General features: G+C 51.5%; 22 protein-coding genes. 19 read left to right on the top strand and 3 right to left on the bottom strand.

Going from position 1 to position 19,495, the window contains the following annotated elements; all coding sequences use genetic code 11:
- Nucleotides 1–27 precede the first annotated feature (27 nt).
- From pdhA to E2980_RS15170, 14 genes are all read left to right on the top strand, one after another.
- Entirely contained in the window at nt 28–1,131 is a 1,104-nt protein-coding gene (pdhA, locus tag E2980_RS15235) for a pyruvate dehydrogenase (acetyl-transferring) E1 component subunit alpha (RefSeq protein ID WP_135153038.1), read from the top strand.
- 75 nt (nt 1,132–1,206) lie between these two features.
- Nucleotides 1,207–2,184: an alpha-ketoacid dehydrogenase subunit beta gene (locus E2980_RS15230; RefSeq protein ID WP_135153037.1), complete on the top strand. Its 978-nt coding sequence runs from the start codon at nt 1,207–1,209 to the stop codon at nt 2,182–2,184.
- A 16-nt stretch (nt 2,185–2,200) separates the two neighbouring features.
- Nucleotides 2,201–3,547 (top strand): dihydrolipoamide acetyltransferase family protein, encoded by a 1,347-nt coding sequence (locus E2980_RS15225; RefSeq protein ID WP_135153036.1) that lies wholly within the window; start codon nt 2,201–2,203, stop codon nt 3,545–3,547.
- A 3-nt stretch (nt 3,548–3,550) separates the two neighbouring features.
- Complete coding sequence (lpdA, locus tag E2980_RS15220; RefSeq protein ID WP_135153035.1) at nt 3,551–4,972, top strand: dihydrolipoyl dehydrogenase; 1,422 nt, start codon at nt 3,551–3,553, stop codon at nt 4,970–4,972.
- A gap of 94 nt (nt 4,973–5,066) precedes the next feature.
- Nucleotides 5,067–5,558, top strand: a complete 492-nt coding sequence (locus tag E2980_RS15215; protein WP_135153034.1) for an acyl-CoA thioesterase — start codon at nt 5,067–5,069, stop codon at nt 5,556–5,558.
- Nucleotides 5,559–5,610: 52 nt separating this feature from the next.
- Nucleotides 5,611–6,405, top strand: a complete 795-nt coding sequence (gene thyA / locus E2980_RS15210) for a thymidylate synthase (RefSeq protein WP_135153033.1) — start codon at nt 5,611–5,613, stop codon at nt 6,403–6,405.
- 150 nt (nt 6,406–6,555) lie between these two features.
- On the top strand, nt 6,556–8,184 hold the full coding sequence (locus E2980_RS15205) for a plastocyanin/azurin family copper-binding protein (RefSeq protein ID WP_167747143.1): 1,629 nt from the start codon (nt 6,556–6,558) through the stop codon (nt 8,182–8,184).
- Entirely contained in the window at nt 8,181–8,822 is a 642-nt protein-coding gene (locus E2980_RS15200) for a cupredoxin domain-containing protein (protein WP_205699981.1), read from the top strand. The genes E2980_RS15205 and E2980_RS15200 overlap by 4 nt, the downstream gene beginning before the upstream one ends.
- Before the next feature lie 53 nt (nt 8,823–8,875).
- Nucleotides 8,876–9,445 carry an RNA polymerase sigma factor gene (locus E2980_RS15195; RefSeq protein WP_135153031.1) on the top strand — a complete coding sequence of 190 codons (570 nt, stop codon included), beginning with the start codon at nt 8,876–8,878 and terminating at the stop codon, nt 9,443–9,445.
- Nucleotide 9,446: 1 nt separating this feature from the next.
- On the top strand, nt 9,447–10,223 hold the full coding sequence (locus E2980_RS15190) for an anti-sigma factor (protein ID WP_135153030.1): 777 nt from the start codon (nt 9,447–9,449) through the stop codon (nt 10,221–10,223).
- A 101-nt stretch (nt 10,224–10,324) separates the two neighbouring features.
- Nucleotides 10,325–10,816, top strand: a complete 492-nt coding sequence (locus E2980_RS15185; RefSeq protein ID WP_135153029.1) for a dihydrofolate reductase — start codon at nt 10,325–10,327, stop codon at nt 10,814–10,816.
- A gap of 138 nt (nt 10,817–10,954) precedes the next feature.
- The gene (locus tag E2980_RS15180) at nt 10,955–12,445 is read left to right on the top strand and encodes a glutamate synthase subunit beta (protein ID WP_135153028.1); all 1,491 of its coding nucleotides are present in this window, start codon (nt 10,955–10,957) and stop codon (nt 12,443–12,445) included.
- A 79-nt stretch (nt 12,446–12,524) separates the two neighbouring features.
- Nucleotides 12,525–12,851, top strand: a complete 327-nt coding sequence (locus E2980_RS15175) for a hypothetical protein (RefSeq protein ID WP_135153027.1) — start codon at nt 12,525–12,527, stop codon at nt 12,849–12,851.
- Between the two features lie 125 nt (nt 12,852–12,976).
- Nucleotides 12,977–14,074, top strand: a complete 1,098-nt coding sequence (locus E2980_RS15170) for a glucosaminidase domain-containing protein (protein WP_135153026.1) — start codon at nt 12,977–12,979, stop codon at nt 14,072–14,074.
- Nucleotides 14,075–14,128: 54 nt separating this feature from the next.
- Here the strand turns inward: E2980_RS15170 and E2980_RS15165 are convergent, their stop codons facing one another.
- Nucleotides 14,129–14,875, bottom strand: coding sequence for an HAD family hydrolase (locus E2980_RS15165; RefSeq protein WP_135153025.1), 747 nt, complete (start codon nt 14,873–14,875; stop codon nt 14,129–14,131).
- 199 nt (nt 14,876–15,074) lie between these two features.
- Here E2980_RS15165 and E2980_RS24950 point away from each other — a divergent pair, with 199 nt between their 5' ends.
- The gene (locus tag E2980_RS24950; protein WP_276322282.1) at nt 15,075–15,206 is read left to right on the top strand and encodes a hypothetical protein; all 132 of its coding nucleotides are present in this window, start codon (nt 15,075–15,077) and stop codon (nt 15,204–15,206) included.
- A gap of 12 nt (nt 15,207–15,218) precedes the next feature.
- Here E2980_RS24950 and E2980_RS15160 read toward each other — a convergent pair whose 3' ends face one another.
- On the bottom strand, nt 15,219–15,449 hold the full coding sequence (locus E2980_RS15160) for a hypothetical protein (RefSeq protein ID WP_135153024.1): 231 nt from the start codon (nt 15,447–15,449) through the stop codon (nt 15,219–15,221).
- 136 nt (nt 15,450–15,585) lie between these two features.
- On the opposite strand from E2980_RS15160, the gene E2980_RS15155 reads away from it, so the two are divergent.
- Entirely contained in the window at nt 15,586–16,314 is a 729-nt protein-coding gene (locus tag E2980_RS15155) for a phosphonate ABC transporter ATP-binding protein (RefSeq protein ID WP_135153023.1), read from the top strand.
- Nucleotides 16,315–16,386: 72 nt separating this feature from the next.
- On the opposite strand, the gene E2980_RS24270 is transcribed toward E2980_RS15155, so the two are convergent.
- A complete protein-coding gene (locus E2980_RS24270; RefSeq protein WP_167747142.1) occupies nt 16,387–16,524 on the bottom strand; it encodes a DUF6254 family protein in 138 nt (45 codons plus the stop codon).
- A 106-nt stretch (nt 16,525–16,630) separates the two neighbouring features.
- Here E2980_RS24270 and E2980_RS15150 point away from each other — a divergent pair, with 106 nt between their 5' ends.
- The 3 genes from E2980_RS15150 to E2980_RS15140 all read left to right on the top strand — a co-directional run bounded on the left by E2980_RS15150 (nt 16,631) and on the right by E2980_RS15140 (nt 19,484).
- Nucleotides 16,631–17,287: an MOSC domain-containing protein gene (locus tag E2980_RS15150; RefSeq protein ID WP_420808653.1), complete on the top strand. Its 657-nt coding sequence runs from the start codon at nt 16,631–16,633 to the stop codon at nt 17,285–17,287.
- Nucleotides 17,288–17,421: 134 nt separating this feature from the next.
- Entirely contained in the window at nt 17,422–18,339 is a 918-nt protein-coding gene (locus E2980_RS15145) for a polysaccharide deacetylase family protein (protein WP_135153021.1), read from the top strand.
- A 137-nt stretch (nt 18,340–18,476) separates the two neighbouring features.
- Nucleotides 18,477–19,484, top strand: coding sequence for a 2-oxoacid:acceptor oxidoreductase family protein (locus E2980_RS15140; RefSeq protein WP_135153065.1), 1,008 nt, complete (start codon nt 18,477–18,479; stop codon nt 19,482–19,484).
- The last annotated feature ends 11 nt before the right edge of the window (nt 19,485–19,495 follow it).

Here is a 19,495-nt window from a genome sequence, read left to right as displayed (position 1 = left end):
TCCACAATTAAAGATGAGGTGAACCCTATGAGCAAAGTATCCACTGAAGCTCCGGTAATCAAAACCGGCGCGCAATCGCACGAAGTAAGGTCCGAAGATGTTACTCCTTTGCAAGTATTGTCTCCCGATGGCGAAGTCGTCAATCCGGAACGCATGCCAAAACTGTCCGACGATCAATTGAAAGAAATCATGTACCGCATGGTCTTTACCCGCACATGGGATGACCGGGCCGTTAATTTGGGTCGTCAAGGCCGCCTAGGTTTCTATGCTCCGGTATCCGGACAAGAAGCGACAATGGTCGGAAGCGAGTACGCTTTGCTTAAAGAAGATTTTATCTGCCCGGGCTATCGCGACATGCCGCAGCTTGTGTGGCACGGTCTTCCGCTCTACCAAGCTTTCTTGTATTCCCGCGGACACCAGCATGGCGGACAGATTCCGGAGGGCGTTAACGTTCTGATGCCGCAAATCATTATCGGCGCGCAAATTCTGCACGCAACCGGCATTGCCATGGGCTTCAAGCTTAAAGGCGAGAAACGCGTTGCTATTACCTATACGGGAGACGGCGGATCTTCCGAAGGGGATTTCTACGAAGGCATGAACTTCGCCGGCTCTTTCAAGTTGCCCGTTATCTATTTCGTACAAAATAACGGCTATGCGATTACGACTCCTTTCGCCAAACAAACCGCTGCCCAATCCATCGCTCACAAGGCGCTTGCAACAGGTATTCGCGGTCAACAGATCGACGGAATGGATGTGCTCGCGGTCATCTCGGCGGTTCAAGAAGCGGCAGAAGTCGGCCGTAATGGAGGAGGCGCCACGTTGATCGAAGCATTGACTTACCGCTTCCGTCCGCATTCCATGGCCGATGACACAACGAAATACCGTACGAAAGAAGAAGAGCAAGAGTGGAACTTGAGGGATCCGCTTGTTCGCTTCGGCAAGTTTTTGGAGAAAAAGGGGCTTTGGAACGAAGAAGATACGGCTCGCGTGAAAGAAGAAGCGAAAAACGCGGTTAACGAGCATATCAAGAAAGCGGAGCAAACGGAGAAGATGACCGTAGCCGGATTGATCGACTCGATGTTCGAAACGACTCCAGCTTATCTTGAAGAGCAAAAAGCTGATTTCCAATAAAAATTCGAGACGACTGGCGGGCGATATACCATCGCTAACGCATCAGATCGCTCTTAGCGGGGAGAGTTTAACAGCATGGCTCAAATGAATATGAAAGAAGCGATTCGCGACGCAATGCGCGTTGAGCTGAAACGCGATCCTAACGTCATTCTTTTCGGCGAAGACGTCGGCAAAGTAGGCGGAGTATTCCGCGCGACGGAAGGTTTGCAAGCGGAGTTCGGCGATACGCGCGTATTCGATACGCCTCTGGCCGAATCCGCGATCGGCGGCCTTGCGGTCGGACTAGGAACGCAAGGGTTCCGTCCGATTGCGGAAATACAATTCGTAGGTTTTATCTACGAAGCATTGGATCAAATGTTCGTTCAAGCGGCTCGGATGCGTTATCGTTCCGGCGGCCGTTACCATGCTCCGATCGTTTTCCGCACACCGTTCGGCGGCGGCGTGAAAGCGGCGGAACTGCATACCGATTCCTTGGAAGGCTTAGCAATCCAGACTCCGGGAATCAAAGTCGTCATTCCTTCTAACCCATACGATGCCAAAGGTCTTATGATCTCGGCTATTCGCGATAATGATCCCGTATTCTTCATGGAGCATTTGAACCTGTACCATGCTTTCCGCGATGAAGTGCCGGAGGACGACTATACGGTACCGATCGGGAAAGCCAAAGTGGTTCGCGAAGGCAAGGACGTTACGATTCTCTCTTACGGCTTGATGGTGCATACGTCCGTTAAAGCGGCGGAAGAGCTAGAGAAGAGCGGTATCTCGGCGGAGGTTATCGACTTGCGCACGCTGTTGCCGCTCGATATCGACACCATAGTGGCATCGATCCAGAAGACGAACCGGGCGATCGTCGTTCAGGAAGCGCAGAAAACTTCCGGCGCGGCTGCGGAGATCATAGCCCAAATCAACGAAAAAGCAATCTTGCACTTGGAAGCTCCCGTGCTTCGCGTCGCAGGTCCAGATACGGTATATCCGTTCGCGCAAGTGGAAGATGCTTGGCTTCCTTCCGTCGCGCGCATCGTGAAATCCGTAAATCAGGTGCTTCAGTTCTAATTGAGGAGGTTTCCAGGTGACGAGATTTGAATATCGGTTCCCAGAGCTCGGCGAAGGGCTGCATGAAGGCGAAATCGTTAAAATGCATATCGCGCCGGGCCAGACGGTAACAGACGAAGATATTATTATGGAAGTCCAGAACGATAAAGCGATCGTCGAGGTTCCATGTCCGGTAAACGGCAAAGTCGTTGAAGTGCGCGCCAAAGACGGACAGGTTATGCATGTAGGCGAAGTCGTTGCGATTATCGAGGCGGAAGGCGAAGTTCCGGATCAAGGACCATCGGCGGAAAGCCATGATGCGCCAGCCGCCAGCGGCAATAGCGCGACCGGCGGCGCGGAAACGAAAGGCGAGCCGGCGCAACAACCTGCGGCTGAAGCGGCTCCTGCTGCTCCGGCACAGGCTGCTCCTGCTGCCGCTAAGCCAGTATCCGGCGGATTAGTGCTAGCGACGCCGAGCGTTCGCAAGTTCGCTCGCGAGAAGGGCGTAACCATCGCCGAGGTATCTGGCAGCGGCAAGAACGGCCGCATTACCCGCGAAGACGTGCTCGGATTTACATCCGGCGGAGCTCCCGCAGCTGCGGCTGCTCCAACGGCCGACGCACCTACGGCTGCGGCTGCTCCAAGTGCGGCTTCGGCGCCAAAAGCAACCGTAAGCGGTCCTGGCGTCGAAGAAAGAGTTCCATTCAAAGGAATTCGCAAAGCAATCGCGAACGCGATGGTTAAATCCGTCTACACGGCACCGCATGTTACGCTGATGGATGAAGTGGACGTGACCGCGCTTGTCGCTCTTCGCACGAAAGCTAAGCCCGTGGCGGAGAAGAAAGGCGTTAAGCTGACTTACTTGCCGTTTATCGTGAAAGCCCTCGTGGCCGCTAGCCGCGAATTCCCGCCTCTTAACGCGATGATCGACGAGGCAGCTAACGAAATAGTCTACAAGAAATACTACAATGTCGGTATCGCTACGGATACGGATAACGGTTTGGTCGTTCCGGTAGTTTTCGATGCGGACCGTAAGAACGTATGGTCCATTGCAAATGAAATTCGCGATCTTGCCACTCGTGCTCGCGACGGTAAATTGTCGGCGAACGAAATGAAAGGCAGCACGATCTCGATCACGAATATCGGCTCAGCCGGAGGCATGTTCTTCACGCCGGTTATCAACTTCCCTGAAGTAGCTATCCTTGGAACCGGCCGAATTACCGAGAAAGCCGTCGTCAGAAACGGCGAGATCGTTATCGCGCCTGTTATGGCTCTGTCTCTAAGCTTTGATCACCGCATTATCGACGGCGCAACCGCGCAGAATTTCCTAAACTACATTAAACAGCTGCTTAGCGATCCTGAGCTGCTTGTTATGGAGGTGTAATCCATGGTCGTAGGAGACGCTTCTCTAGATATCGACTTGCTCGTCGTAGGCGCCGGACCTGGCGGTTACGTAGCCGCTATCCGTGCCGCGCAATTGGGCCAGAAAGTTATTATCGCGGACAAAGCCAAATTCGGCGGCGTCTGCTTGAACGTAGGATGTATTCCTTCCAAAGCGTTGATTAACGCCGCCCATCATTTCGAGTCCATGCAGCACGCATCGGATTACGGTTTGTCCGCGGATAACATCGGCGTAAATTTCGGTAAAGTGCAGGAGTATAAAACATCCGTCGTTGATAAAATGACGGGCGGCGTGGAAATGCTGCTCAAAGCGAACAAGGTGCAAATGTTCCAGGGTGAAGTGATGTTCATCAACGAGAACGAAGCGCGGTTGTTCAACGATCAAGAAGCTCCGCGTTACCGGTTCAAGAACTGTATTATCGCGACGGGCTCCCGTCCGATCGAATTGAAGCCGTTCCCGTTCGGCGGACGTATTCTGTCCTCCACCGAAGCGTTGTCTCTACCTGAATTGCCGAAGAGCCTAATCGTAATCGGCGGCGGATATATCGGCATCGAGCTTGGCCAAATGTACGCGAAATTCGGAACGAAAGTCACCGTGCTTGAAGGCGCGGACACCATTCTTCCGGGCTTCGACAAAGACATGAGCCAGCTCGTCGTGAAGAAGTTGAAGAAATCCAACGTAGACATCGTTAATGGCGCGTTAGCCAAAGGCGCGGAACAAACCGACAAAGACGTTACCGTAACGTACGAAGTCGGTGGCGAGCAGAAGACGGTTACGGCCGATTACTTGCTCGTAACCGTTGGTCGCCGTCCGAATACGGATGGAGAGCTGGGACTTGACCTGATCGGCGTTAAGGTCGGCGAACGCGGACTTATCGAAGTCGATGACCAATGCCGCACGAACATCAAGCACATCTTCGCGATCGGGGACATCGTTCCTGGCGCCGCGCTTGCGCACAAAGCTTCCTACGAAGCAAAAGTCGCTGCGGAAGCCATTGCGGGAATGCCTTCGAAAGTGGATTATAAATGTATTCCGGCAGTCGCTTTCTCCGATCCGGAATGCGCAAGCGTCGGTTACACGGAGAAGGAAGCGAAGGAAAAAGGCCATAACGTGAAGTCCAGCAAGTTCCCGTTCGGCGGAAATGGCCGAGCGGTCACGCTGCAAGGAGCAGACGGCTTCCTGAAACTCATCCACGACGTGGACAACGGACTCGTGCTCGGCGCGCAAATCGCCGGCGTAGAGGCGTCCAATATGATCGCGGAGATCGGTTTGGCTATCGAGATGGGCGCTACGATCGAGGATATCGCGCTTACGATTCACGCGCATCCGACGTTAGCGGAAATCACGATGGACGCGGCCGAGCTCGCTATGGGCCACCCGATCCACACGCTCGCTCCTAAATCTTAAAGAGATAAAGAATAAAACCTTCATGAGGGCTACGCGAGAATTCGTGATTAGTCTTCATGAAGGTTTATTTAATAAGAACAAAGGAGCGTAACTAATGGACTTAGAAGCAAGGCCGATAAGCAGGTCCCGCTCCATCATGACGGAGCTCGTGTTTCCGACGGATACGAATCACCATGGTACGATGTTCGGCGGTACTCTGATGAAATACATCGACAAGATTTCGGCCATTGCCGCCATGCGGCATTGCAGCAAGCCCGTGGTTACGGCTTCGACGGACAGTCTGGATTTTCTCACTCCGATCCGATTGGGAGAAGCGGTTGAGTTAGAAGCGTTCGTGACCTCGACCCATCGCTCCTCTATGGAAGTGTACGTAGTGGTCAGGGCGGAGAATCTTTTTACCGGCGACCGCAGAGTGACCTGCACCGCATTCTCCACCTTCGTCGCCGTGGACGAGAACGGAAAGCCGATCGCCGTGCCGCCTGTCATCCCGGAGAACGAAGCCGAACAGAGATTGTACGACAGCGCGCCCGATCGCTACGATTTACGCAAAAAACGCCGATCCGAACGGTATTCATCGACAGAGTGACAAGCCGGATGATACAATAAACAACAAAAACTTTCGTCGAGGTGTGTACTCGTTGCGTAATTATTTAGATTTGCTGGAGGAAGTATTAGAGAACGGGTCCGTTAAAGGGGACAGAACCGGGACAGGAACCTTATCCGTGTTCGGCAGGCAGCTGAGATTCGATTTGTCGGAAGGCTTTCCATTGGTCACGACCAAGCGGATTCATCTGAAGTCGGTCGTCCATGAGCTCCTGTGGTTCCTGAGAGGCGATACGAATATTCATTATCTGAAAGAGCACGGGGTAAGAATCTGGGACGAGTGGGCGGACGAGAACGGGGACTTAGGCCCCGTCTACGGCTCTCAATGGCGCGCATGGGAGACCCCGGATGGCCGTACGATCGATCAGATTCAACAGGTGGTCGACGGGATTAAAACCAATCCCGACTCGCGCAGGCATCTCGTCAGCGCTTGGAACGTCTCTGTCATCGACGAGATGAAGCTTCCTCCTTGCCATTTCGTGTTCCAATTTTACGTAGCCCAAGGGAAATTATCTTGCATGCTCACGATGCGTTCGGTCGATACTTTCCTAGGTTTGCCGTTTAATATCGCTTCTTACGCGCTGTTGACCCATATGATCGCCCAGCAGTGCGATCTCGAGGTCGGAGAATTCATATGGTCCGGTGGAGACGTTCATATTTACAGCAATCATCTGGAGCAGGTGAAGCTTCAATTGACTAGAGAACCGCTGCCGTTGCCGAAGCTCAACATTTTACGCAAGCCGGATTCTATTTTCGACTATAAGTTCGAGGATTTCGAGTTCGCGGGGTATGAGTACCATGCTGCTATTAAGGCGCCCGTAGCCGTATAAACAAATGTGCAGAGATCGCTTCTATCGTCCGGATACGGATGGGGAGCGGTTTTTTTTATTTTCGAAAAGAGAAATTTCGTTCAAACCGTATTTCGAATCCTTCCGTTAGCTAGGATGATGATCCTATTCTGGAAAGGGGAAAGATTGCGGATGAATAAAAGTAGTCTAAGGTTGGTGTCGTTTGGATTGGCGTTGATGTTTGCCTTAATGCCAATGGCGGCAATCGCGGAGGACCAAGCAACACCGGTAGTAGCGGCACCTGCCGTTCAGGCGACGACAGCCGCGGAGGCGGTAACTAAGCTAGGCGTCCTTAAGGGAGACGGCCAAGGCGTAACGGAATCGTACTTAATGAAAACAACGACTAGGCTTCAGGCGGCTATACTGCTATTGAGGCTTATCGGCAAGGAACAAGAAGCGCTTAGCTACACCGGTATGGTTAATTTTGCGGATGCGGCCAAAGCCGGCAAGGCGAGCCAACCCGTGCTTGCCTATCTCAAAAACCATCCGGAGTACGGTTGGGGTGGAACGGGAACGGGCAACTTCGAGCCATCAGCCACCGTAACAAGTCAACAGCTTTATAAGGTCATGCTGGAATCGTTGGGTTATCGCTCAGGAACGGACTTCGCTTATAAGGACTCGTTAGCTTTTGCCTCGGAGAAAGGACTATTTCGCGCTGCGGATGCAACGCCTTTTACAAACCGCGATCTCGCGATTGCATTGACGGAGACGCTTCAGGCGACGCCTAATGGCGGAACGACAACCTTATTGCAAGGGCTTATCGAGAGCAAGGTAATTTCCGCGGAAAATGGGAAGCTATTGGACGGTCAAAGGATCGATATCCATAAAACTTCAGACGGTGCATCCTATTTGACGGACGGAAAGGGCATGGCGCTCTATTTATTTACCAAGGACATGGCCGATCTCAGCACTTGCCAAGGAGCTTGCCTAACGAATTGGCCGGTATTTTACTCCGAACAGTTGGTGATTCCGGAAGGAATGGATGCCAAGGATTTTGGCGCGGTTACCCGTTCCGACGGAGCGAAGCAACTGACATACCAAGGCTGGCCGCTCTATTATTTCCTTAAAGATGTAAAAGCGGGAGACGTGAACGGGGAAGGCGCGAACAGCGTCTGGTTCCTTATCAAACAACCGTTTTATACGATCGGTCTCGGCACGGATGCGAAGCTAGGGAATTATTTGGTCGACAGCTCCGGCGTTAGCCTGTATTATTTTGACAAAGACCCTATGGGCAAGAGCGTATGCGAGGGAGATTGCTTGGCGAAATGGCCAGCCTTTCATGCGGATTCCGTCGTCATTCCTAAGGGGTTGAAGGCAGAGGACTTCGGAGAAATCACGAGAACGGACGGAACGAAGCAGACTACGTTCAAGGGCTACCCGCTTTATTATTTCTTCCAGGATGCGAAGCGCGGGGATCTGAAAGGACAATCGGTCGGAGAAGTATGGTTCGTCGTGAACCCGGCTGTCTTCACGGGAACGACTGCGGGAAAAACAACGCCGGCTCCGGCAGCCGAAAAAGTGACGATCGAGATCAAGGACTATTCGTTCGGACCTACGCTTACGGTTAAAGCAGGGACTACGATCGAATTCATCAATAGGGACGAAATGAAGCATAATGCGGTTGCGGAAGACGGATCGTTCAAGACGGAACTGCTCGAAATGGGGCAATCCGCGACGATCAAGCTGGATAAACCCGGCACGTACGACTATTATTGCGATCCTCATAAATCCTTCATGAAGGGGAAGATCATTGTCCAATGAGTTACCGACACAAGCAACTTTTACACACGATGATGTTCGTTTTCATATTGATTGCTTTAGCAGCATGCGGTAAATCGGAACCTTCTTCCGCTTCGGATTCTCCAACGGCTTCTGCTTCTGCTTCCGAGACCGAGGCGCCATCCGCTTTAGTTGAAGCAAGCGTGGAGCCTTCGGAGGCGGAGGAGGAGAGCGAATCTCCGTCGCCAAACGCCTCGGCGTCCGAGTCAGAGTCAGCGTCTCACGAGCACGAGTCCACGGAGCCTTCCGGTGATACACCTTCATCTAAGCCTAGCGCTTCCGAATCCGATTCCCCATCTGCTAGCCCCGCTCCAAGCGAGAGCGAAGCTTCGGAATCGCCATCGGAAGAACCGGAGAAAGAGGACAAAGAAGTCGTGATCGAGATCAAGGATTTCGCGTTTTCTCCGGCCGAGCTGACGATTAGCAAAGGAACCACGGTAACGTTCATTAACAGAGACAAAGTCAATCATACTGCAACGGCCGACGGCGATGAATTCGATACCGGCTTGTTCGGTAAAGACGTCTCGAAAGAAGTGAAATTCGATGAATCGGGGACCTTCACTTATTATTGCGCGCCGCATCCCGGCATGACCGGAACGATTATCGTAGAAGACAAATAGTCGAAGGCGGGTGGAGGAATAACTCCACCCGCCTGTTTGAGGAGTATACCCCAATGCCTAATCTGTCCGACGGAGAATTGATACGACAAGTCCGTGATGGACGCAAAGACGCGATCGAGCAGTTGTACGACCGGCACGCGCGAATCGTCTATTCCTTCGCCTTCCGCGTATGCGGGAACGAGACGATGGCGCGCGAGGTCGTGCAGCTTGTTTTCTTGCGCTTATGGACGACGAAAGCGGAGTTTGATTCAGGTAAAGGCGCATTCTCGAGCTGGTTGATTACCATGACAAGGAATATATCCATCGATGTCTTAAGGCGCGAGAGAAGGCATCAATCCATGGTTTCTATAGATCAATTGGAAGATAATCCTGGCAACTCGGTTTCCGATGACGATCCGGAATCGATTCTTATGCGGAATGACCGGCAGGAGGTCATTGCAACGGCTTCCAGGCGGTTAAGTCCGCCACAACAAAGAGTAATAGAATTACTGTATTGGAAAGGCTACACGCTTCAAGAGATCGCGAAGATGGGCGGAGAACCTGTCGGCACGGTCAAAAATCGGCTGCATCAAGCGCTTAAGACGCTTCGGCGGCATCTTCAGGGTTTAAGAGGGGAGCTTTAGCATGAACGACCGGGAAACGTCACCCTGCGAAGGGTTAATCGAATATTTAACGGGCGAGGGTTCGGACATGGAGCGGAAGAGATTCGAGAAGCATCTGGTTGCCTGTTCTTCATGCCAGGAGGAAGCGGTCCTATGGCACCAAGTTTGGGATCGTCTGGCGGACGATGCGGAGATCATTGAACTGCCGACGGATTTGAAGGATGATGTCATGGGCTCTATTGTCGCAAGGGAATCCCTTTCGTCGGTGGCGGCAGGGAAGGGGCCGCGCAAGCCACGATTCCGAAATGTGAAAAAAAGGGCTATGGGGATCGCTATTTTATTGATTGTGTTCCTGTCGGGGTGGCTGCTTGGCAATTTGCAACCGTTATCGACCATGAAGGAATCATCCGCTCAAACCCCTGATAGCATAGAGACCTTGTTCCATCTCAGCGCCGTGAAAAGCAACGGCAAGTTCGAGGATAGTCCGCGCGCTTATGGCGTCGCGTGTCTCGTGCGTTCGAAAGATCAAGATCAGCTGGTCATCTACGTATTCGGAACGCCGCAGACGAAAGACGGCGAAGCTTATCAGGTGTGGCTGTTGAAGGATGGGCAAAGAACTAGCGCTGGAACTTTCACGGTCGGCGAGTCGGGCATCGGTATTATGACCCTGCCATTGCAGGAAGGAATACCCGAAATGGACGCCGTCGGCGTAACGCTGGAACCGGATAATCAGTCAACGTCGCCCCGCGGACCTAAAATGTTCGGATCCTCGAAACAGGATACGACCGGAGATGCTTGAATTTGACAGAACGTAAACCTTTCGCGCTCGGGTAGGCAGCGACTTGAGGGTATGGTATGATATTTAAAACGCATATTGCCAACCGGAAGAGGAAGCCGAAAATGACCGTAACTTTGATTGCTGCCGTGGCTTCGAACGGAGTCATAGGCGATAATAACGAATTAATTTGGCGCTTGCCCGCCGATATGAAATATTTTAAGCAGCACACGCTGGGAAAACCCGTATTGATGGGGCGCAAAACCTACGAGTCTATAGGTCAACCGTTGAAGGATCGGACGAACGTCATTTTGTCGCGATCGTTGTCGGAAGCGCCCGAAGGCTGTATATTAGTAAGAACGATTCCGGAAGCCCTAACGAAATTCGCCGGAGAGCCTTTGATGGTGATCGGCGGTGCGGATATCTACGCGCAGACGTTAGAGGCAGCGGATCGACTGCAATTAACGGAGATCGAACAGTCTTTCGAAGGAGATGCTTATTTTCCTAGCTTCAACCGGGAGGAATGGAAACAGGTCTCGCGCGAGGAAGGCATTCTTGACGACAAAAACCTGCTTCCGCACGCATTCTGCATTTATGAGCGTGTAATCGCTAAATAGTACAAACAATATTCGGAAAATGTATTCTGGCAAGCGGGTTATTTTGTTAGGATTTTTTATCATCGACAGGCTTTATCGAGTTTGCGCTTTAACGGACTAGAGAACTAACGAAGATACAGACAGATGGGGGAAATGAAGATGTCGACACCTACGGGATTCATGGAATATAAACGGGAGCTGCCAAGCGACCGCGATCCGTTGGAGCGCATCAAGGACTGGAATGAATTCCACCGGATGTTCTCCGAAGAGCAGCTTCGCACGCAAGGCGCGCGCTGCATGGATTGCGGCACCCCTTATTGTCATACCGGGATCGAGCTAGGAGGAAGCGTATCCGGCTGCCCGATCAACAATCTCATTCCGGAATGGAACAGCCTGATCTACCGCGGACTTTGGAGAGAAGCTTATGAACGTTTGAACAAGACGAATAACTTCCCCGAGTTCACGGGACGGGTATGTCCTGCACCTTGCGAAGGCTCATGCACCGTCGGCCTGATCGGCGATGCGGTAACGATCAAGACGATCGAACAAGCCATTATCGACCGCGCGTTCGAAGAAGGTTGGGTCGTTCCCCAACCGCCTAAGACTCGTACAGGCAAGAAGGTAGCCGTAGTCGGATCTGGCCCTGCCGGACTCGCAGCTGCCGCTCAATTGAACAAAGCAGGCCATACGGTGACTGTATATGAAAGAGCGGATCGTATCGGAGGTCTCTTGACCTACGGTATTCCTTCGATGAAGCTGGAGAAGGATATCGTGCAACGTCGCGTAGATCTTCTCGCGGCAGAAGGCGTTCAGTTTGTCGTCAATACGGAAATCGGCAAAGATATTTCTTCGCAAGAATTGCTGGAGCAATTCGATTCCGTCGTATTGTGCGGCGGAGCTACGAAAGCTCGCCCGATCGGCAACGTTGAAGGCCATGAGCTTAAAGGCATTTACCAAGCGATGGATTACTTGAACAGTACGATCAAGAGCTATCTGGATAACGGACTGCAAGAAGGCACTTATATTTCCGGACACAAGAAACACGTGATCGTTATCGGCGGCGGAGATACGGGCACGGATTGCGTGGCAACCGCATTACGTCACGGCTGCGAGAGCATTACGCAATTCGGTACTCATTCCAAAGCGCCTTTGACGCGCGATCAGATCAACAACCCTTGGCCGGAATACCCGAACGTGTACACGTTGGATTACGCGCACGAAGAAGCGAAAGCCTTGTATGGCGAAGATCCTCGCGCCTTCTCCGTGCTGACGAAGAAATTCGTCGGCGACGAGAACGGCAACGTGAAGGAATTGCACACGGTGCAAATCCGTCGTTACGTGGACGAGCAGGGCCGCAAGATCTACGAGGAAATTCCCGGTACGGAGAAAGTATGGCCTGCGGATCTGGTACTCGTAGCGGTTGGCTTCGAAGGACCGGAACGCACGATCATCGATCAACTGGGATTGGAAACGGATCGTCGCACGAACGTGAAGGCGCCATACGGCAAATACACGACTAACGTAAACAAAGTGTTCGCAGCCGGCGATATGAGACGCGGCCAAAGCTTGATCGTCTGGGCGATCAACGAAGGTCGCGAAGCGGCTCGCGAAGTCGATAAATTCCTCATGGGAAGCACGTTGTTACCTTAATGATTTTGGTTTACCATGAAGAGGTCGTTCCGATAGACGGGGACGGCCTTTTCTTGCGAATGCGAAAGGAGCTATCGATGTGATTCGTTACGGTGATGAAGAGTGGAAAGAGCTAAGGTTTAAGAACTTTCAATACGAAGCGGAGAGACGGGACGAGCAATGGGTAGACGTGACCCTAAAGGTAGAAACGGAAGAGGATACGCCGCTTCCGCTCGATTTGATCGACTTCTCGATCATGGCCATTTGCACTCATGCGGGGCACCCGATCCAGCTTGTTACGTTGGATGAAGATTGCGATTGCGAATATCAGCTAACGGAGTGGGAAAAGGAACAGATCAACGCGTTCATTCGATCGGAAGAAGTCTACAAGGCTATAATAGCTGCGGCCTCGACTGTCGAGAGATGACGGATATGCCGGATTTCCCTCGATTGCCGTTTGCGTACTGGTTCGTAGGACAGGCTTCCCCCAAAACTTTCCTCTATGGTAAACTGATGAGGCATGTATTCGGATGACAGGGAGGAGTCGATGTCATGGAAAGCGCAGCGCTGCTCTCGCCGACGGATATTCATACGATTCGAAGGTATGTGCATACGAAATATGCGCCGCTCCCTGGTCACCGCCGAGCGGAGATCGTAGCGGACGCGATCCGCCGAACTCTGCAGCAAAGGCTGCCCGACCTTCCGAGTGAAATGAAGAGTCCAATGATCGATAAGCTGATCTCTCGCTGTCTGCTTGGCGAACAGAGGGGAATTCAACCGGATGACGTCCTTGATCTGTGCGCGGAACTGGATATCGAAGATGTTAATATGAAAGAACAGTCGCTTGGATCTATCCTAAGCTGGATTAACGAACGTTCTCCGGGAAGATGGAGTCCTGAACAGCTAGCTACGCGATTAGATAGAAGAAAACCTTTCTCCGTAGCTCTGGTACAGGGATTACCGGCTAGCGCGGAACATGATTTAATAAATGAGAATAAAGTCGCGAGATGGTTTGGAATTGCGCTAAAGCTATTTCATAGACGAGTCGCCTCAATACCCATAGTGGCATTACTGCTTGTTGTCGTGTTGGGGGCAGTCGGATTCGCCGTCCTTATTAATAATACGGAGAGCCCGGGACGCCAAATAGAGAGCACTCCTCCGGTCGTCGTTAAGCCTGCCGAGCCTTTACGCGATATCGGAATGCCCGCGCGGTTGAAGTATGCGGAGATTGATGTCCGGGCATTGAAATCATACTTAAACAGCCGCGATTCGTTGTTAGCGGAAGAGCCGTATTTTAACGCTATCGTGGAAGCAGCCCGCGAATACGACATTCATCCGTTGCTGTTGTTCGCAATAACCGGACAAGAACAAGGATTCGTCCCTAAGACGGGCAAGGACGCAAAGCTTATCGCGAACAATCCGTTTAACGTGGGTCATAGTTGGATGGAATATAATACGGATATTCACGGCTCGGTAGGAATAGCTTCAAGGTTGCTCGTTAAGCTGGCCGATAGCCGTCCGGAAGGGCATGACGCTTTCAGTTGGTTTAACAAGACTTACGCGGAAGATCCGCTTTGGTCCGATGGCGTTCGAAAAATATTCAACAAATTAATGAGCCTTCCCGATCAGACAGCCCAAAAAGCCGAGTAAACTGCACCGCTGCAGATTACCCGGCTTTTTTCAACTTTTTTAGAGGAATTATCCCTACACTTTCATTCCGACTTGAATCAAGTAGTCGCTAATCGCGGGTGGGACTTGGGGAAGAGCCGTTAAGGTCAAGAGTGCCCCGCTAGGCTTCGCGTCGATGGGGATGACATTATAGGTCCATTCGGCTTTCTGCTTCAGATATACGGCATGAATGCCGCAATGAAGAGCAGGGAGAACATCGGTCCTCACCGAGTTGCCGATCATCCACGTATTGGCTCTGTCGAACCGGCCCTCGCTTAAGATCTGCTCCAATGCGTCCTTATTTTTATGCTGTCTAACGTATATCCGATTTTGGAAGTAACGTTCAAGATTCATTTGTTCGATTTTCCGATACTGGATGAGCATGTCGCCGCCCGTGTAGAGATGCAGCTCGTGGCCGCCGCTTGCTAGAGAATCCAGCGTCTCCTCCATTAAAGGATATGGCTCCACGTCAAGCTCGTAGACGCTATTTCCAAGCTTCCATAACTTTTCTTCCTCCAAAGGGGAGGCAACGCGTCCGGTAAGATTCTGGAAGTAACGATAGGTATCTATAAACGATTGCGGGAAGTGTTCGCTCTTAAAGCCGAGAATTTGAACGCCCGCGATATCGATTTCCGTTTGTTTCGCCATGATATTCTCACGGGATATTCCCGCCGGAGTATACCATGATGTCATTTCATCCGCGAATTGATCGAGGATAAAGTGAAAATATTTGTTGCAATAGACCAATGTATCGTCAAGGTCAAACATGATTTTTTGGCTCATGCCGTTGCTGCTCCTTACTCTAATGCGAATGTCCGACCTCAATCAGAATATCCTGTGATCAGCATAAATGTGTCGGCGGGTTAGTCTAATTTTCGTCTTCTTTTTTATTATGGCCCGATAAAAGAGGTTTGTAAATGAGTGGAAAGAGGAAAACTACAAAGAAACCCTTCAATGACTGAAGGGCAGGGGGTGATTGCGAATGTCTAAAAACAAAAGTCAAATCGAGCAACGGAATAACATGAAGGCTAAAGACAAAGAGCAGGCAATTCAGATCGGTAAGATGCAGCGATTTCCGCCGAGCTTAAACGGGATCAATAAAAATTTACCTTGATGTATGAGCCGATTACGCATATTTCATGATCTTCTCGGCCAGGTTTCGTTTGATTAATCGAATGCGTTGACGGACATAGAAGTCGTAGCTGCCCCCGCTTAACTCGCGGGGGCTCATTGTATTCCCTGTGTCGTTATCAATGATGACGAGTTTTCCGTCGGTGTAAAATTTGAAAGTCAAGTCTCGAGACGGCCTGGATCCTCTAGGAGGTTCCAGGTAACGGAGATGTTCACAATGCACCATCCATTATCCCACCTATAGAAACATAATATAGAACATGTGTTCTTATTACAGATTATAGCAAACGTTTGTTCGTATGGCAAGAGATTACATAATGCCGTACACTAGAATCATATTGGATTGAAGGGATAGGACAGCTATGATCGTAATTTCCGGATTGACGCGCAAAATTCCCGATGGCAAGACGATATTGGATCACGTGAATACCCGCTTGGAACCCGGTACTTTCATTGCCGTTGTCGGCTCCAGCGGCAGCGGTAAATCCGCTCTTCTTAAGGCTTTGGCATTAAAGGAAGTGTGGACGTCAGGTGAATATAGGGTGGATGGCAAGGACCTGATGGAGGCGGGATTCCTAACGAAAATGCGTTTCCGCAGGGAGGTTGCTTTCCTTGAACAGAAACCTCTCTTGTATGAGAAAAAATCCGCGCTCAAGAATGTTCTCATCGGCGCATCCGAACAGACGCCGTTATGGCGGAGAATCACGGGTATGGTCCGCAGCGACGATCATATGGGCGCGATGGACATGCTAGAGCATGTAGGCTTGATGGAGAGGGCGCAGCAACCGGTCGAGAAGATGAGCGGAGGCGAGCGCCAACGGATTGCGATCGCACGCTCATTGGTACATGGCGCGAGACTGGTGCTTGCGGATGAGCCGGTATCGGGACTAGATCCGCATTCCGCGGAAGAGATGATGCGGACGCTTAAGAAGTTATGCCACGAGAAGGGCACGACGATCGTAGCTGCCTTGCACCGAGTCGAGCTAGCCGAGAAATTCGCCGATGAGATTTGGGGGATGCAGGACGGTCGTATCGTCATCAATATCAAAGGAAGAAGATTGACCGCTTCCGAGAAACTCCGCATAACCTAAGGGAAAGCCTGAAGCAGCAAGCCGCATAGGAATGCGACGTTGAAGTCATCAGGCTTCCATGGCAAGTAAAGGCTACGTTGATGGATCGGATTTTCCTTCCGGACTAGCTTCGTTCGCCAATTCGTGCAATGAACTGATTTTCCCATGAGGCTGAGGGTTCTGCTTTCGGCTTTTCCATGTGCTTTCCCTGCGGCGTTTGGAAGTAGGCATACGATTCCACCTTTCATCCTCTGTGTGAGTACATGATTTATCGTGGCGTTAACGGTGAACGCTTATTCACGGAATTTAGGATTATGGATTCGAAGGAGGAATGAGTTTGGAGGAGAATACTGCTTATTCTTTGCTATCCATCAATATTGGCAATGTTAAATCAAGTACATATAAGGGTAAGGAAGCCAAATCGGGAATAGTTAAGAGTGCGATCACCCATGCGGTTGCGCTTGCCGAGCTTGGCCTTGCAGGAGACGAGCAAGCGGATCTGGTAAATCATGGCGGTAAGGATAAGTCCGTTTGCGTATATAGCGCAGATCATTATCCCCATTGGGAAAATGTACTTGGCCGCAAGCTTCCTCATGGCACCTTCGGAGAAAATTTTACCGTAAGAGGGATGAGCGAACGAGACATTCATATCGGCGATGTTTATCAAGTCGGTACAGCGGCGGTGCAGGTCAGCCAGCCTCGCCAGCCATGCTGGAAGTTGGCCATGAGGTGGGGATTGGACGAACTTCCGCTGCTCGTCACGGAAAGCGGCGCGACCGGCTTCTATTTACGAGTGCTCGAGAACGGCGTGGCAGCGAATGGGGACGAATTGAGGTTAATGCAGACGCACCCAGCCCGCATCACGGTCGAAGAAGCTAACCGCCTCATGCATAAAGATAAAGAAGACGCGGAAGGAATTCGCCGCCTTCTGGCGGTGAAGGAGCTGTCTGCGAGTTGGGTAAACACGTTGACGAAGCGGCTGGATAGGCTATAGACATCTTGCGAGGGCTCAGGCGGAAATCCGTCTGGGCTTTTTTGCCTTCACGCAGGAAACATTCCTTTCAAATAGGTGAACAAAGGGCAAATCATCTCCGAATGCTCATATATTGGAAAAGGGAGGCGATGGAGTTGAACACGGCGCAGCGTTTGGGTTACGGAAAAGAGGAACGGTTGTTGATCGTGAATGCGGATGATTTCGGGTTATGCGGAAGCGTGAACGAGACGATCTCCGATTTGCTATCGGACAAGGCGATTTGCTCGACCACGATTATGATGAACTGCTCCTGGTCGGCCGATGCGGTTACGCTCATCAAAGAAACGAACCCAGATGCGGATGTCGGCGTTCATTGGGCGTTAACGAGCGAGTGGCCCAAATATAGATGGGGTTCATTGTGTCGAAGCCATTCAACATTGTCCTTTAGCGATCGAGACGGCTGGTTTCCCGAGACGATCGAAGAGTTCGAGATGAGGGCGGATCCGGAAGAGGTGCGATTCGAGCTGATCGCCCAGACGGAAGCCGCGATTCAGTCCGGACTTTCTCTCTCTCACGCCGACAACCATATGGGGAGCTTGTACGGGTTCCATTCGGGCAAGGATTTTCTTCCGATCGTTTTTGACATCTGCGCGCGGTACGGACTCCCTTTTCGGTTGCCGCGTCGATTAATGCCGGTTGGAGGCAGGATTGTTCCATCGGAGCTGAACGAACGCGCCAAGATTAGGGTTCGCCAGGCTGACGATCGCGGCATCGTGCTTCCCGATTACGTGCTAGGACCTGAATATAGGCTGAAATCGGGAGAGACGTACGAATCGGTGAAGGCGGAAGGCGTGAGTTTGATTCGGAATTTGTTGCCTGGCGTGACGGAGTGGATTTCCCATCCTTCCCGGTCGACGGATGAGCTTCGATCGTTCCACGGCCATCCCGATAAGAGGGGCATGGAAGTCGCATTCTGGCAAGATGAACAAATAAGGGCGATTCTAGCCGAGGAAAAGATTCGTTTAATCGGATGGAAGGAGTTGCAGAGGCTGCAGTTGAGCTTGTCGGCTTGAAAATAACGGCAACTCTTGCCGATTATTAACAACGCAGGCAGGATTTCATCCTTTTATCGCGAAATAATTAATGTTTGTATATTGCCAATTTTCTGAATTATCCTCCAATTATGCGCGAAAGGGGATTGCAGAACGACATGGTTATGCTGCCTAAGGTTAACGAGCTCGGATTTTTTGAAATTCGTCTGGAGTCCATCGGAGGGTTAGGCGCCAATCTGGCAGGTAAAATGTTGGCGGAAGCAGGAGTTATGGGCGTCGGGCTTAACGGCGTAAGCTTCAGCTCGTACGGTTCGGAGAAGAAGGGATCGCCGGTGAAGGCGCACATTCGCTTCTGCGATATCGATACGCGGATCCGGGATACGTCGCCAGTGGAAAGACCGCACGTGATCGGCATTTTCCATGAAAACCTGTCGAAGACGATCAACGTCATTTCCGGGATGTATGAAGACAGCATCGTGCTGGTCAACTCCAAGAAAACGCCTGAACAACTCAAAGACCAGCTTAAGCTAAAAGGCGGCATCATTGCCGTAGTAGATGCGACAGGGATCTCCATAGATGAGAACAATCGCGTAAATATGGCCATGTTGGGCGGGCTATTCCGTTTATGCGGATTCTTGGACGCGGAGTTCATGAAAGGCGTCATTCGCAAATCGCTGGAGAAAAAATACCCTGCGGCAGTCCAGCCGGCATTAAACACGTTCCAGCGCGGCTTCGACGAAGTGAAGTTTCAGACGTATTCGCTCGCTGAGGGAGACGTTATGCCGGATTTCGTTCGCATGGATACGCCGGTGCTCGGGTATGAAACTCAGCCGATCGGCGGTCTGGTCATCAATCCGGGGAATAGCATTCTGAAGGATTTAAGCATCTCCCGCGCAGGCATGATGCCGCATTTCGCCGACGACAAATGCATTCACTGCGCCGCGTGCGACAATGTGTGCCCCGATTTCTGCTTCGTATGGGAGGAACAGGCGGATAAGAAGGGTCGACCGCAAATGTTCCTGCAAGGCATCGATTATCAATACTGCAAAGGCTGTCTCAAATGCGTCCAAGCTTGTCCGACCGATGCGCTCTCCTCGGAGCTTGAGGTCGACGGATATGCCGATGGACATCGCATACCGCATAAATTTCAGCTGGCGATTGGATAGAGAGAACGTCT

Source organism: Cohnella luojiensis (assembly GCF_004564235.1).
In the GTDB taxonomy this organism is placed as follows: Bacteria; Bacillota; Bacilli; order Paenibacillales; family Paenibacillaceae; genus Cohnella; species Cohnella luojiensis.
This window is presented reverse-complemented; position numbering and strand designations above follow the sequence as displayed.

Excerpts from the sequence above, each read along its gene's own strand:
- pdhA (WP_135153038.1), top strand. The coding sequence starts at position 28 with ATGAGCAAAGTATCCACTGAAGCTCCGGTAATCAAAACCGGCGCGCAA.
- E2980_RS15230 (WP_135153037.1), top strand. The coding sequence starts at position 1,207 with ATGGCTCAAATGAATATGAAAGAAGCGATTCGCGACGCAATGCGCGTT.
- lpdA (WP_135153035.1), top strand. The coding sequence starts at position 3,551 with ATGGTCGTAGGAGACGCTTCTCTAGATATCGACTTGCTCGTCGTAGGC.
- E2980_RS15215 (WP_135153034.1), top strand. The coding sequence starts at position 5,067 with ATGGACTTAGAAGCAAGGCCGATAAGCAGGTCCCGCTCCATCATGACG.
- E2980_RS15205 (WP_167747143.1), top strand. The coding sequence starts at position 6,556 with ATGAATAAAAGTAGTCTAAGGTTGGTGTCGTTTGGATTGGCGTTGATG.
- E2980_RS15200 (WP_205699981.1), top strand. The coding sequence starts at position 8,181 with ATGAGTTACCGACACAAGCAACTTTTACACACGATGATGTTCGTTTTC.
- E2980_RS15195 (WP_135153031.1), top strand. The coding sequence starts at position 8,876 with ATGCCTAATCTGTCCGACGGAGAATTGATACGACAAGTCCGTGATGGA.
- E2980_RS15190 (WP_135153030.1), top strand. The coding sequence starts at position 9,447 with ATGAACGACCGGGAAACGTCACCCTGCGAAGGGTTAATCGAATATTTA.
- E2980_RS15185 (WP_135153029.1), top strand. The coding sequence starts at position 10,325 with ATGACCGTAACTTTGATTGCTGCCGTGGCTTCGAACGGAGTCATAGGC.
- E2980_RS15180 (WP_135153028.1), top strand. The coding sequence starts at position 10,955 with ATGTCGACACCTACGGGATTCATGGAATATAAACGGGAGCTGCCAAGC.
- E2980_RS15170 (WP_135153026.1), top strand. The coding sequence starts at position 12,977 with ATGGAAAGCGCAGCGCTGCTCTCGCCGACGGATATTCATACGATTCGA.
- E2980_RS15165 (WP_135153025.1), bottom strand. The coding sequence starts at position 14,875 with ATGAGCCAAAAAATCATGTTTGACCTTGACGATACATTGGTCTATTGC.
- E2980_RS24950 (WP_276322282.1), top strand. The coding sequence starts at position 15,075 with ATGTCTAAAAACAAAAGTCAAATCGAGCAACGGAATAACATGAAGGCT.
- E2980_RS15160 (WP_135153024.1), bottom strand. The coding sequence starts at position 15,449 with ATGGTGCATTGTGAACATCTCCGTTACCTGGAACCTCCTAGAGGATCC.
- E2980_RS15155 (WP_135153023.1), top strand. The coding sequence starts at position 15,586 with ATGATCGTAATTTCCGGATTGACGCGCAAAATTCCCGATGGCAAGACG.
- E2980_RS24270 (WP_167747142.1), bottom strand. The coding sequence starts at position 16,524 with ATGCCTACTTCCAAACGCCGCAGGGAAAGCACATGGAAAAGCCGAAAG.
- E2980_RS15140 (WP_135153065.1), top strand. The coding sequence starts at position 18,477 with ATGGTTATGCTGCCTAAGGTTAACGAGCTCGGATTTTTTGAAATTCGT.